Below are 12633 nucleotides of genomic sequence, written 5' to 3' on the forward strand. Positions count from 1 at the left end.
GACGGGTAACTCCGCATAGATGTGCGGCATGGCAGGGCCAGTACCACCCCGACGACAGAACAGTACGAGAACCAGTCCGGCGGCCCGAGTGAGGCGCCGGACCCCGGCGAGGAGGAGCGGGACGTGAGCGAGGACAGCAGCGCGGAGGCCGTGGAGGCCGTCGCGAACGTGGCCTCGGCCGCCTCCGCCGCCGGGAACTGGCGCAGAGCCGGCAGCATCGCGGGTGCCGCGATAGGCGTGATCGCCGCCGGCGCCGCAGCCGGTGTCGCCATAGAGCGGCTCACGGTGGGCCGCGGCATGCGCCAGAAGGCCCGGCTCGCCCTCGACTCGGCGGGACCGTACGGGTCGCTGCGCGGGACGCCCGGCAAGGCGTACGCGGACGACGGCACCGAGCTGTACTACGAGGTGGACGACGTCGAGCCCGAGGCCTCTCTCGCCCCGCGCAGGCGCCGCCTCTTCGGGCGCAAGGCCCCGGCCCCGGTCACCGTCGTGTTCTGCCACGGCTACTGCCTGAACCAGGACTCGTGGCACTTCCAGCGGGCCGCGCTGCGCGGTGTCGTACGGACCGTGCACTGGGACCAGCGCAGCCACGGGCGTTCCGGGCGGGGAGCGGCCCAGGTGGAGGACCAGTCGCCGGTCTCCATCGACCAGCTCGGGCGCGACCTGAAGGCGGTCATCGACGCGGCCGTGCCCCAGGGACCGATCGTGCTCGTCGGCCACTCCATGGGCGGCATGACGATAATGGCGCTGGCCGCCCACTACCCCGAACTGATCCGCGAACGCGTCGTCGGCGTCGGGCTCGTCGGCACGTCGTCGGGTCGGCTGGGCGAGGTCAACTTCGGGCTGCCGGTGGCAGGTGTCAACGCCGTGCGGCGCGTCCTGCCCGGTGTGCTGCGGGTGCTCGGGCAACGGGCCGAGCTGGTGGAGAAGGGGCGGCGGGCCACGGCCGACCTGTTCGCCGGGATCATCAAGCGGTACTCGTTCGCGTCCCGGGACGTCGACCCGGCGGTCGCGCGGTTCGCCGAGCGGATGATCGAGGGCACGCCCATCGACGTGGTCGCCGAGTTCTACCCGGCGTTCACCGAGCACGACAAGACGGAGGCGCTCGCGCAGTTCGCCGGGCTGCCCGTGCTCGTGCTGGCCGGGGTCCAGGACCTCGTCACGCCCAGCGAGCACAGCGAGGCGATCGCGGACCTCCTGCCGGACGCGGAACTGGTGCTCGTGCCGGACGCCGGGCACCTGGTGATGCTGGAGCACCCCGAGGTGGTCACGGACCGCCTCGCCGACCTTCTCACGCGCGCGGGTGCCGTCCCGGCAGGGGCTACCGTTGGCGGTTATGGAAGCACCAGCAGCACCGCACAGCCCGGGTGAGCACCGGGACGCCCCCGTGACCGTGGAACTCACCGTCAACGCCCCCGAGCAGATGACCGACTTGGGCCGCCGCCTCGCCAAGCTGCTGCGCGCGGGCGACCTCGTGATGCTCACCGGGGAGCTCGGCGCGGGCAAGACGACGCTGACCCGGGGGCTCGGCGAGGGGCTGGGCGTGCGGGGCGCGGTCACCTCCCCGACCTTCGTCATCGCGCGCGTGCACCCCTCCCTGGGGGAGGGGCCGCCGCTCGTGCACGTCGACGCGTACCGCCTGGGCGGCGGGCTCGACGAGATGGAGGACCTCGATCTCGACGTGTCGCTGCCCGACTCGGTGGTCGTCGTGGAGTGGGGCGAGGGCAAGGTCGAGGAGCTGACGGAGGACCGGTTGCACGTCGTCATCCACCGGGCGGTGGGCGACACGACGGACGAGGTACGGCACGTGGAGCTCCGCGGGGTCGGGGAGCGGTGGGCGGCCGTGGATCTGAGTGTGCTCTCGGCGTGAACGCGTGAACGTTTCCGACAACGCGTCGGCAAAATGTTGCGCTGGGCGCCTTCTGCGTGGTCACATGGTACTGGCCCTTGGTTAGGTGTACCTAAGTTGGTGTGCCCGACCTCCTCCGCCCCCAGGTTCCAGGAGGCGTCCCATGCAGGCTTCAGAACGAGAGTCGCTGCCGGCGCTGCCGCGAGCTGTGCGGGTTGCTGGGGTGCCCGGAGTGTCGATGCGGGAGTTGCTGGCCTCTTGTGTGGCGGCTCGGGTGGTGTCCACGCCGCCGGTGCCGGTGCCTCCGGCGGAGGACGAGGATGTACGGAGCCCCGAGGCTGCGTAGGGGGCTGCCGGGTTGGTGGTTCGCTGGGGGTTCGTCGTGGCTGGTCGCGCCCACGCGGCGGAGCCGCATATCGCCACAGCCCCGCGCCCCTGAAGGGGCGCATCCTCCCCGGACCTCCGAAAGCAAGCCCGCTTACTTGACCACGACCACCGTTCGCCCGATCGTGGCGAATTGCCACATGGCGTTGCCGTCGGGGCGGGACTCGCGGATGCCGCCCGTCCTGGTGGTGGGGTCGGGCTTCGGGGTGGAGCCGTCGACCGCGGCGCTGAAGCCGATGACGACGCCGTCGACCGAGGTGAAGCGGACGACGTGCTCGATGGGGGTGCCGTCGGAGCCGGTGGTGGAGTTCGTGCGTGAGGTGACCTTGTAGGTGGCGGGCGCGGGGTCCACCGTGCTGGGGGTGACCTTGAAGGTGCGGGTGACCTCGTCGTTCGCGCCGACCAGCCAGACGCGGTCGTCGGTGAGCGAGTACACGACCCGCTTGCCGGTGCCGGAACCGCCCGGCAGGGGAGCCGGGGCCTTCTCGTCCGCGGGGGCCTTCGACTTCACATCCGCCGGGGACTTCGTGGCGGACGGCCGGCCCAGGTCGTCGGGGACGTTCGCCGACGCCTGGTAGGCGAGGAAACCGACTGCGGCGATGGCCGCCGCGGTGAGCCCGGCCACGAATCCCGAGCTGCTTCTGGCCACCTTCTGCGCCCACCTCTCGTACCCGTGTACGGCTCTGATGTCTTGTACGTCGTTCGAGCAATCCTTCGTTGTGACGTTAGCAGGAGAGGGGCGGTGGTCCGGGGCGGCCGTCAGCGCGGCTCGGGCGCCGTAGGCTGTTTGCGTGCTCTTGCTCGCTCTGGATACCGCCACCCCCGCCGTCACCGTCGCGCTGCACGACGGGACGAACGTCGTCGCCTCGTCGAGCCAGGTGGACGCGCGCCGGCACGGGGAACTGCTGCTGCCCGCCGTCGACCGGGTCCTCGCCGAGGCGGGCACGCGTCTCGACGCCGTCACCGGCATCGTCGTCGGCATCGGCCCCGGCCCGTACACGGGACTGCGTGTCGGCCTGATGACCGCCGACACCTTCGGGCTCGCCCTCGGCGTCCCCGTCCACGGTCTGTGCACGCTCGACGGGCTCGCGTACGCCTCCGACCTCGACGTGCCGTTCGTCGTCGTCACGGACGCCCGCCGCAAGGAGGTGTACTGGGCGCGGTACTCGGACGCCCGAACACGGGTGACCGACCCGGCCGTCGACCGGCCCGCCGAGATCGCCGACGCCGTGGCCGGGCTCCCGGCGGTGGGCGCCGGGGCGCTGCTCTACCCGGACACCTTCCCGCAGGCGCGCGAGCCCGAGAACGTGTCGGCGGCCGCGCTCGCCTCGCTGGCCGCCCGGAAGCTGGCCGCGGGCGAGGAACTGCCCCCGCCCCGGCCCCTCTACCTGCGCCGCCCCGACGCGCAGGTGCCCAAGAACTACAAGGTGGTCACCCCCAAGTGACGGAGACCTCCGTGCTGCGCGAGATGCGCTGGTGGGACATCGATCCCGTACTGGAGCTGGAGAAGGACCTGTTCCCCGAGGACGCCTGGTCGCGGGGCATGTTCTGGTCCGAGCTGGCCCACGCCCGCGGCCCGGAGGCGACCCGCCGGTACGTCGTGGCCGTCCAGGGCGACCGCCTCGTGGGGTACGCGGGCCTCGCCTCCTCCGGCGACCTTGCCGACGTGCAGACCATCGCCGTCGCCCGCGACCAGTGGGGCACCGGGCTCGGCGCGCGCCTGCTGGCCGAACTGCTGCGGGCCGCGACGGCGTTCGAGTGCGCCGAGGTCATGCTCGAGTGCCGTGTCGACAACGTCCGTGCCCAGAAGCTGTACGAGCGCTTCGGCTTCGAGCCCATCGGCTTCAGGCGCGGTTACTACCAGCCGGGCAACGTGGACGCCCTGGTGATGAGACTCAAGCCGGCACCCGAGAGCGGCACGGCCGCGGGTGCCCCCTCCGTGAACGGCGTACAAGGAACCGAGATCAATGGCTGACTCACGCGACGAGCCCCTCGTACTCGGCATCGAGACCTCCTGCGACGAGACCGGCGTCGGCATCGTCCGCGGCACCACCCTGCTCGCGGACGCCGTCGCGTCCAGCGTCGACGAGCACGCCCGCTTCGGCGGTGTGGTGCCCGAGGTGGCCTCCCGGGCCCACCTGGAGGCGATGGTGCCGACCATCGACCGCGCGCTGAAGGAAGCCGGGGTGAGCGCCCGCGACCTGGACGGCATCGCGGTGACCGCCGGTCCCGGGCTGGCCGGGGCCCTGCTCGTCGGCGTCTCGGCGGCGAAGGCGTACGCGTACGCGCTGGGCAAGCCGCTGTACGGCGTCAACCACCTGGCGTCCCACATCTGTGTGGACCAGCTGGAGCACGGCGCGCTGCCCGAGCCGACGATGGCGCTGCTGGTGAGCGGCGGCCACTCCTCCCTCCTGCTCTCCACGGACATCACCTCGGACGTACGGCCGATGGGCTCGACCATCGACGACGCGGCCGGCGAGGCCTTCGACAAGATCGCGCGCGTGCTGAACCTGGGCTTCCCGGGCGGGCCGGTCATCGACCGGTACGCGCGCGAGGGGGACCCGGAGGCGATCGCGTTCCCGCGCGGGCTGACCGGGCCGCGCGACCCGGTGTACGACTTCTCCTTCTCCGGGCTGAAGACGGCCGTGGCCCGCTGGATCGAGGCCAAGCGGGCGGCGGGGGAGGAGGTCCCGGTGCGTGACGTGGCGGCGTCCTTCCAGGAGGCGGTCGTGGACGTGCTGACGCGCAAGGCCGTACGGGCCTGCAAGGACGAGGGCGTCGACCACCTCATGATCGGCGGCGGCGTCGCGGCCAACTCCCGGCTGCGCGCCCTCGCCCAGGAGCGCTGTGAGGCGGCCGGGATCCGGCTGCGGGTCCCGCGCCCCAAGCTGTGCACGGACAACGGGGCGATGGTGGCGTCGCTGGGCGCGGAGATGGTGGCCCGGGGCCGTGCCGCCTCCGACTGGGACCTGTCGGCGGACTCGTCCCTCCCCGTGACGGACCCGCACGTGCCCGGCACCGCGCACACGCACGACCACGACCACGTGCACGAGGTGAGCAAGGAGAACCTCTACTCGTGACCGTCGCCCTGATGTGGGAGGCCCGCGCGGCGGCGGGCCGGGGCGAGGAACTCCTCGCCTGGGCCCGCGCACAGGAACCGCCCTCCACACCGCTGCGCCGCGAGACCTTCCGCGCACCGCAGGACAGGGTCCTCGTCATCACCTGGTGGGACGCCCCGTACGACGCGGAGCTGCCCGAACTACCGGAGCCGCCGGGAGAGCTGGTGGCCCGGGCCGTACACCGGTGGCGGTTCGAGTCGCTGGGCTGAGCGGATCATTCACCCCCTCGGGCGCGACAGCCCCTCCGGCGCACCATTCAGCATCTCCGGTGCACCCATCAGCCCCTCCGGCGTTTGAGGAGCGGGGGTCCGGGGGCCGGCCCCCGGAAACCGGCGGCCCCGGAAACTGGCGGCCCCGGAAACTGGCGGCCCCGGAAACTGGCGGCCCCGGAAACTGGCGGCCCCGGAAACCGGCGGCCTGCGAAACCGGGCGGAGCCCGAAACCGGGCGGAGCCCGGAGACGGGGTCGAAGGGGCAGCGCCCCTGGGGATGGGACGGGTAGGGGCGGCGGGGGCGAAGAAACAACTCCCTGGCACCGCCCGGGACTGCGCGGAGCTGGGGCTGCCGGGACTGCGCGGAGCCCTGGGGCTGCCGGGACTGCGACGGGACCCCGGGGCGCCCGGACGCCCGCGCGGGCACCTGGGACGCCGGGACGCCCGCGCCGTGGCGGGATGCCCGGGCCGCCGGGCCGCCGGGCTACCGCGCCACCGGGCCACGTGGAGCCCGCCGGCGCCGACCGCGGACGCGACTCGCGCGTACCCCGACCGCGGCCATCGCCCTCGAACCCGCCACCGCGAACGCACCGACGCGCCGCCCCGCCAGTGCGGTCGTAGCCTGGAAAGCACGGCCGACCGGTGCGACCCGGGTCCCCACGAGGGGTGCTGCCATGGCGGAGACCAGCGGATATCTGCCCATCGCCGAGCACGGGCTGATCGGGGACCTGCGGAGCGTGGCCCTGGTGGGCAGCAACGGCACGATCGACTGGTACTGCTGCTCCCGCTTCGACGCGCCGAGCGTGTTCGCCTCCCTCCTGGACGCGGAGCGGGGCGGTTGCTTCGAGCTGGCGGCCACCGTGCCGGCGCGGACCAAACAGTTCTACTTCCCCGACACCAATGTGCTGATCACCCGCTTCTTCACCGAGGAGGGTGTGGGGGAGGTCCAGGACTTCATGCCGGTGCCGGAGGCGGGCATGGCCATGAGCACGGCCACGGGCTCGGCCACGGGCCCGGGCAGCGAGGCCGGCCGGCACCGGCTGATCCGGCGGGTGCTGTGCGTGCGCGGGAACGTGCCGTTCCGGGCACGCGTGGCACCCCGGTTCACCTACGGGGCCGACCCGCACACCGTGCGGCACATCGGCGACGGGGCGGTCTTCGAGTCCGCCGGGCTGACGCTCGCCCTGACCTCCACCGTGCCCCTGGAACACGACGGACTCGACGCGCGGGCCGAGTTCAAGCTCGCGGAGGGCGAGTCCGCGGTGTTCGCGCTCGATCAGGTCGGCGACGACGTGGCACCGCGCGGCTGCGCCCGGCTGGAGGCCGAGCGGGAGTTCGACGGCACCGTCGCGTACTGGCGCCGCTGGCTGTCTTCCTCCTGCTACCGGGGCCGCTGGCGGGAGATGGTGCACCGCTCCGCGCTCACCCTGAAACTCCTCACCTACCTCCCGACGGGCGCGATCGTGGCCGCCCCCACCACCAGCCTGCCCGAGCAGCCCGGTGGGGAGCGCAACTGGGACTACCGGTACGTGTGGGTCCGTGACGCGGCCTTCTGCGTGTACGCGCTGCTGCGGCTCGGCTTCACCAGCGAGGCCGAGGCGTTCATGAGGTTCGTGACCCTGCACATCAGCTCGAGCCCCGCCGGGCCGGCCGCCCCGACCGGTCCGGCCGGCCCGCTGCAGATCATGTACGGCATCGACGGCCGCACCGACCTGTCCGAACGCGAGCTCGGCCACCTGGAGGGCCACCGCGGCTCGGCACCGGTCCGGGTCGGCAACGACGCCGCCGGGCAGCTCCAGCTCGACATCTACGGCGCCCTCATCGACTCGATCTACCTCTACGACAAGTGGGCCCAGCCCATCTCCAGCGAGCAGTGGGACGACGTCTGCGCGCTCGTCGACTGGGTGTGCGACCACTGGGACCAGCCCGACGAGGGCATCTGGGAGACCCGCGGCGGGCGCAAGAGCTTCCTGTACTCACGGCTGATGTGCTGGGTGGCCATCGAGCGCGCGATCCGCATGGCCCAGCGGCGCGGCCTGCCCGCCGACCTGCCCCGCTGGCGGCAGACCCGCGACACCATCTACCGGCGGATCATGACCCGCGGCTGGTCCGACGGGCGCCGGGCGTTCGTCCAGTACGAGGACGGCGACGTCCTCGACGCCGCCGTCCTGATGATGCCGCTGGCCAAGTTCATCTCGCCCACCGACCCCAAGTGGCTGTCCACGCTCGACGCGCTGACCCAGGAACTGGTGTCGGACTCCCTCGTCCACCGCTACGACCCCTCCGCCAGCCCCGACGGCCTGCGCGGCGAGGAGGGCACGTTCTCCATCTGCTCCTTCTGGTACGTCGAGGCGCTGACCAGGGCCGGGCGGATCGACGAGGCCCGGCTCGCCTTCGAGAAGATGCTCACCTACGCCAACCACCTCGGCCTGTACGCCGAGGAGATCAGCCGCACCGGCGAACAGCAGGGCAACTTCCCGCAGGCCTTCACCCACCTGGCACTGATCAGCGCGGCCTTCAACCTGGACCGGGCGCTGGGCTGAGTCCGACGGGTGACTCCCGCCTGCCCTGCTCTGTCTCACGGCACCTGTAGCCTTCACGCCCAGTGGGATTTCCGGAAGGATCCTGCAAGATTTCGGCGGCGGAGGTGGGGCAGTGGCCCAGGAGAGCGTCAGGAACAAGGTGACCATCACCGAGATCGCCCGGCAGGCCGGTGTCTCGGTGCCCACTGTGTCGCGCGTCGTCAACGGACGTTCGGACGTCTCCCAGGAGACCCGGGCGCGGATCGAGGAGTTGCTGCGGCTCCACGGCTACCAGCGGAAAGCCGCCGCGCCACGGGCCCGTGCGGCCCTGATCGACCTGGTGTTCAACGACCTCGACAGCCCCTGGGCCGTGGAGATCATCCGGGGTGTGGAGGAGGTCGCGCACTCCTCCGGGGTGGGCACGGTCGTGTCCGCCATCCACGGCGCCTCACGCCCGGCGCGGCAGTGGATGACCAATCTGCGCGCCCGCGCCTCGGACGGCGTGATCCTCGTGACCTCCGTCCTCGAACCCCGGCTGCACGAGGAGCTGCGCCGGCTCGGGGTCCCGCTCGTCGTCGTGGACCCGGCGGGCTCGCCGTCCCTGGACGCCCCGACCGTGGGTGCCACCAACTGGGCGGGCGGGATGGCCGCGACGGAACACCTGATCGGCCTCGGTCACCGCAGGATCGGGTTCATCGCCGGTCCCCAGCGGCTGCTGTGCTCACGTGCGCGGCTGGACGGCTACCGCGCGGCCCTGGAGGGCGCGGCCGTCGAGGTGGACGACGCGCTGATCGTGCCGGGCGACTTCTACCACGCGTCGGGCTTCGACGGCTGCAACGCCCTGCTCGACCTGGACGAGCCCCCGACCGCCGTGTTCGCGTCGAGCGACCAGATGGCGCTGGGGGCGATCGAGGCGCTGCGGCGCAGGGCACTGCGGGTGCCCGAGGACATGAGCGTCGTGGGCTTCGACGACCTGCCGGAGGTCCGCTGGTCGGCGCCGCCGCTGACGACCGTGCGCCAACCGCTCGCCGACATGGGGAAGCTGGCGACCCGTACGGTGCTGCGGCTGGCGGCGGGGGAGGAGCCGGCGTCCCCCCGGGTCGAGCTCGCCACCGAGCTGATCGTGCGGGCGAGCTCGGCGCCTCCCGCCTGAAGGCCCCGCGGGGCCCGTGCGGAAGCGTACGGATCCGATCTCGAATGACTCCCGATTTTATTTGTTAAGAGCGTTGACACGCCTTGTCACGCACCCGTACCTTCCGAGCCGCTGGAACCGAAATTTTCGGCTCTCTTTCCGAAAGGTGTGCGATGCGAGCGTCGTTGGGCACCACCTCTCTCTCCCGCCGCGGACTTCTCGCGGCCACCGCTGCGACCGGCCTGGGGGCGACAGCCCTGAGCGCCTGCGGGTCGTCCGACAGCGGCAACAGCTCCGGCAAGACCACCATCGAGTGGTGGAACATCACCACGACCCAGCCCGCGAAGAAGCTGTGGGCCCAGCGCGCCAGGGAGTTCGAGGCCGCGCACCCCGACGTGAAGATCAAGGTCGTCACGCTGGAGAACGAGGCGTACAAGTCCAAGATGACCGCGTTGACCACCTCGGGGAAGCTGCCGGACATCTACCACACGTGGGGCGGCGGGGTCCTCAAGCAGCAGATCGACGCGGGCCTGGTCGAGGACCTGACGGACAGGATCTCGTCCTGGACGAAGGACTTCATACCCGCCTCGATGGCGGCCTACCGGTTCGAGGACCGCACGTACGCCGTGCCGTTCGACATCGGCATGGTCGGCTTCTGGTACAACAAGGCGCTCTTCAAGAAGGCGGGGATCGAGTCCCCGCCCACCACCTGGTCCGCCTACCTCGACGCCGTCCAGGCGCTCAAGGACGAGGGCATCACGCCGATCGGGCTGGCGGGCAAGGAGAAGTGGCCCGGCATGTACTACTGGGCGTACCTCTCGATGCGCGTCGCCGGGCTCGAAGCGATGCAGAAGGCGGCCGAGGACAAGGACTTCACCGGCGAAGGGTTCGTCAAGGCCGGCGAACACCTCAAGGAACTCATCGCGTTGCAGCCCTTCCAGAAGGGGTTCCTCGGCGCCGCGTACTCCACGCCGGGCGGCGAGGCGGCCGCGGTGGGCAACGGCAAGGCGGCCATGGAGCTCATGGGCCAGTGGGCGCCGGTGGTACAGGCGGACGCGGGCAAGGGGCTGGGCAAGGACCTCGGCTTCTTCCAGTTCCCCTCCGTGGAGGGAGGACAGGGCGCGCTCACCGAGGCGTTCGGCGGGGGCGGCGGACACGCGGTGCGCAAAGGCGCGCCGGACGCGGCCGTCGAGTTCCTGAAGTTCTTCGCCGAGAAGGAGTTCGCCGAGAAACTCGTCAAGGAGACCGGCCTGATACCGGTGTCCAAGGCCGCCCAGGGCGCGCTGACCGACGCCAACCTCACCGCCGTGTCCCAGGCCCTGGGTAACGCCACCGGCTTCCAGCTCTACCTCGACCAGGCCTACCCGCCCGCTGTCGGCCAGGAGATCAACGACAGCGTCGCCGCGCTCTTCGCGGGGTCCAAGTCCCCCGAGCAAGTGGCGCGTTCGGTCACACAGGTCGCCAAGAGCGAGGGCTAGCGGCGGCCGATGACGCACTCGACGACATCGAAGACGCCGGCGACGTACGCCCCGGGCACCGTCGTCGGCACGGTGCCCGGCGAGGTCCACGCCACCACCGGAGGCGCGCCCCGCAAGCCCGTCGCGCGCCGGCTGTACGACTGGTTGTCGGCCTTCGTCTTCACGGTCCCCGCGCTCGTGCTCTTCGGCCTGCTCGTGCTGGTGCCGATGGGTTACGCGTTCTACATCAGTTTCTTCAACTGGGGCGGCTTCGGGACGCCCGAGGACTCCGTCGGATTCGACAACTACACGCGGCTGTTCGACGACCCGGTGTTCCTGGGCGACCTGTGGCGAGGGTTGCTGCTGATCGCGTTCTCCCTCGTCCTCCAGCTGCCGTTCGCGCTGGCGATGGCCGTGATGCTGAACCAGAGGCTGCGCGGCCGGGCCGTCTACCGGATGCTGTTCTTCGCGCCGTACATCCTGTCCGAGGTCATCACCGGTGTGCTGTTCAGCATGATCTTCTCGCCGGGGGAGGGGCTGGCCGACAAGGTCCTCGACGCGGTGGGGCTCAGCGGGCTGGGCGGGGACTGGTTCGCCGGCCAGGACACCGTGCTGCCCACGCTCTTCCTCGTCATGACGTGGAAGTACTTCGGCTTCCACATGATGCTGTACCTGGCAGGCCTGCAGGGCATCCCGGCCGAACTGCACGAGGCGGCCCGTATCGACGGCGCCGGCACCTGGCACCGCTTCCGCCACATCACGCTGCCGCTCCTCGCGCCGACCATCCGGATCAGCGTCTTCCTGTCCGTGATCGGCGCCATCCAGCTCTTCGACCTGGTGTGGGTGATCACCGCGGGCGGCCCCGACCACGCCTCCGAGACCATGGTCATCAGCCTCTTCCAGTACGGTTTCAAGCGCTACCAGATGGGCTACGCCAGCGCCATCAGCGTGGCGATGTTCCTGATCAGCCTCGTCTTCGCCCTCGCCTACCAGCGCTTCGTCCTGCGCCGCGACACCGAAGGAGCCATCACGACCATGCGGGGTAACCGATGAGCGCGGTCACGAAGACGAGTGGCCCGAAGACGCGTGTGCCGAAGACGCGTGTGCCGAAGAGCGTCGTACGCCGCCGGAGGCTGCGCTCCGTGCCCGTCCACGTCATCCTGTGGCTGGTCGGCGTGTTCATGGTGACCCCGCTGCTGTACGCCCTCGTCTCCGGCTTCAAGTCCACCGACCAGCTCTCCAGCAACACCTTCGGACTGCCGGACCCGTGGGTGACCTCGAACTACACCTCACTGCTCGGCTCGGGCGCGTTCTGGCGGTCCATCGGAAGCAGCACCGTGATCGCCGTGCTCACCGCCCTGCTGACGGTGGGGGCGTCGGCGCTCGCCGCCTACGCGCTGGCCAGATTCGCCTTCCGCGGACGGGAGTTCCTGTTCACGGTGTTCACGATGGGACTGATGTTCCCGTTCGCGGTGGCGATCCTGCCCCTGTTCATCCTGCTGCGCACGTTCGGACTCCTGGACAACCCCTGGGGCGTGATCCTGCCCCAGGCCGCCTTCGGGCTGCCCATGACGATCGTCATCCTGCGGGGCTTCTTCCGGGAGATACCGGGGGAGCTGGAGGAGGCCGCGATCCTCGACGGCTGTTCCTCCTTCGGCTTCTTCTGGCGCATCCTGCTGCCGCTGGCGCGCCCTGCGCTCGGCACGGTCTCCGTCCTGGCCATCGTGGGAAGCTGGAACAACTTCCTGCTGCCCCTGCTGGTCTTCAGCGAGCCCACCTGGTGGACGATCCCGGTCGGCATCCAGCAGTTCCAGGGCCAGTACGCCTCCGACGTGGCCCGCATCTTCGCCTACCTGGTCCTCGCCATGGCACCCGCCCTGGCCTTCTACGCGGTCGCCGAACGGCAGCTGATCGGCGGCATCACGCTCGGCGCGACCAAGGGCTGACCCACGGCGGGTC

12 protein-coding genes are annotated in these 12633 nt (G+C 71.2%); 11 read left to right on the forward strand and 1 reads right to left on the reverse strand.

Annotated features, from left to right (window positions below; all coding sequences use genetic code 11):
* The first annotated feature begins 123 nt into the window (after nucleotides 1-123).
* Nucleotides 124-1371, forward strand: a complete 1248-nt coding sequence (locus tag ACZ49J_RS21285) for an alpha/beta fold hydrolase (protein ID WP_467450006.1) — start codon at nucleotides 124-126, stop codon at nucleotides 1369-1371.
* Nucleotides 1337-1870, forward strand: a complete 534-nt coding sequence (gene tsaE, locus ACZ49J_RS21290) for a tRNA (adenosine(37)-N6)-threonylcarbamoyltransferase complex ATPase subunit type 1 TsaE (protein WP_467450007.1) — start codon at nucleotides 1337-1339, stop codon at nucleotides 1868-1870. Before ACZ49J_RS21285 ends, tsaE begins: the two co-directional genes overlap by 35 nt.
* Nucleotides 1871-2327: 457 nt before the next feature.
* Here tsaE and ACZ49J_RS21295 read toward each other — a convergent pair whose 3' ends face one another.
* Complete coding sequence (locus tag ACZ49J_RS21295; protein WP_467450008.1) at nucleotides 2328-2882, reverse strand: hypothetical protein; 555 nt, start codon at nucleotides 2880-2882, stop codon at nucleotides 2328-2330.
* Between the two features lie 142 nt (nucleotides 2883-3024).
* Here ACZ49J_RS21295 and tsaB point away from each other — a divergent pair, with 142 nt between their 5' ends.
* The 9 genes from tsaB (at nucleotide 3025) to ACZ49J_RS21340 (ending at nucleotide 12620) form a co-directional block, all read left to right on the forward strand.
* Nucleotides 3025-3678, forward strand: coding sequence for a tRNA (adenosine(37)-N6)-threonylcarbamoyltransferase complex dimerization subunit type 1 TsaB (gene tsaB / locus ACZ49J_RS21300; RefSeq protein ID WP_467450009.1), 654 nt, complete (start codon nucleotides 3025-3027; stop codon nucleotides 3676-3678).
* Nucleotides 3679-3701: 23 nt separating this feature from the next.
* Entirely contained in the window at nucleotides 3702-4208 is a 507-nt protein-coding gene (gene rimI, locus ACZ49J_RS21305; RefSeq protein WP_467450228.1) for a ribosomal protein S18-alanine N-acetyltransferase, read from the forward strand.
* Complete coding sequence (gene tsaD, locus ACZ49J_RS21310; protein WP_467450011.1) at nucleotides 4201-5313, forward strand: tRNA (adenosine(37)-N6)-threonylcarbamoyltransferase complex transferase subunit TsaD; 1113 nt, start codon at nucleotides 4201-4203, stop codon at nucleotides 5311-5313. The genes rimI and tsaD overlap by 8 nt, the downstream gene beginning before the upstream one ends.
* The gene (locus tag ACZ49J_RS21315) at nucleotides 5310-5561 is read left to right on the forward strand and encodes a hypothetical protein (RefSeq protein ID WP_467450012.1); all 252 of its coding nucleotides are present in this window, start codon (nucleotides 5310-5312) and stop codon (nucleotides 5559-5561) included. Before tsaD ends, ACZ49J_RS21315 begins: the two co-directional genes overlap by 4 nt.
* Nucleotides 5562-6237: 676 nt before the next feature.
* Nucleotides 6238-8106 (forward strand): glycoside hydrolase family 15 protein, encoded by a 1869-nt coding sequence (locus ACZ49J_RS21320; protein ID WP_467450013.1) that lies wholly within the window; start codon nucleotides 6238-6240, stop codon nucleotides 8104-8106.
* Between the two features lie 112 nt (nucleotides 8107-8218).
* Nucleotides 8219-9238, forward strand: a complete 1020-nt coding sequence (locus ACZ49J_RS21325) for a LacI family DNA-binding transcriptional regulator (RefSeq protein WP_467450016.1) — start codon at nucleotides 8219-8221, stop codon at nucleotides 9236-9238.
* Nucleotides 9239-9402: 164 nt separating this feature from the next.
* A complete protein-coding gene (locus tag ACZ49J_RS21330) occupies nucleotides 9403-10695 on the forward strand; it encodes an extracellular solute-binding protein (RefSeq protein ID WP_467450229.1) in 1293 nt (430 codons plus the stop codon).
* Between the two features lie 9 nt (nucleotides 10696-10704).
* Nucleotides 10705-11727 (forward strand): carbohydrate ABC transporter permease, encoded by a 1023-nt coding sequence (locus ACZ49J_RS21335; protein ID WP_467450017.1) that lies wholly within the window; start codon nucleotides 10705-10707, stop codon nucleotides 11725-11727.
* A complete protein-coding gene (locus ACZ49J_RS21340; RefSeq protein ID WP_467450018.1) occupies nucleotides 11724-12620 on the forward strand; it encodes a carbohydrate ABC transporter permease in 897 nt (298 codons plus the stop codon). The genes ACZ49J_RS21335 and ACZ49J_RS21340 overlap by 4 nt, the downstream gene beginning before the upstream one ends.
* Nucleotides 12621-12633: the final 13 nt, after the last annotated feature.

Source organism: Streptomyces sp. NPDC030840 (assembly GCF_055572015.1).

Bases quoted from the DNA above. Each gene is read 5' to 3' on its own strand.
- tsaE (WP_467450007.1), top strand. From the start codon at position 1,337: ATGGAAGCACCAGCAGCACCGCACAGCCCGGGTGAGCACCGGGACGCC.
- rimI (WP_467450228.1), top strand. From the start codon at position 3,702: ATGCGCTGGTGGGACATCGATCCCGTACTGGAGCTGGAGAAGGACCTG.
- tsaD (WP_467450011.1), top strand. From the start codon at position 4,201: ATGGCTGACTCACGCGACGAGCCCCTCGTACTCGGCATCGAGACCTCC.
- ACZ49J_RS21320 (WP_467450013.1), top strand. From the start codon at position 6,238: ATGGCGGAGACCAGCGGATATCTGCCCATCGCCGAGCACGGGCTGATC.
- ACZ49J_RS21335 (WP_467450017.1), top strand. From the start codon at position 10,705: ATGACGCACTCGACGACATCGAAGACGCCGGCGACGTACGCCCCGGGC.
- ACZ49J_RS21340 (WP_467450018.1), top strand. From the start codon at position 11,724: ATGAGCGCGGTCACGAAGACGAGTGGCCCGAAGACGCGTGTGCCGAAG.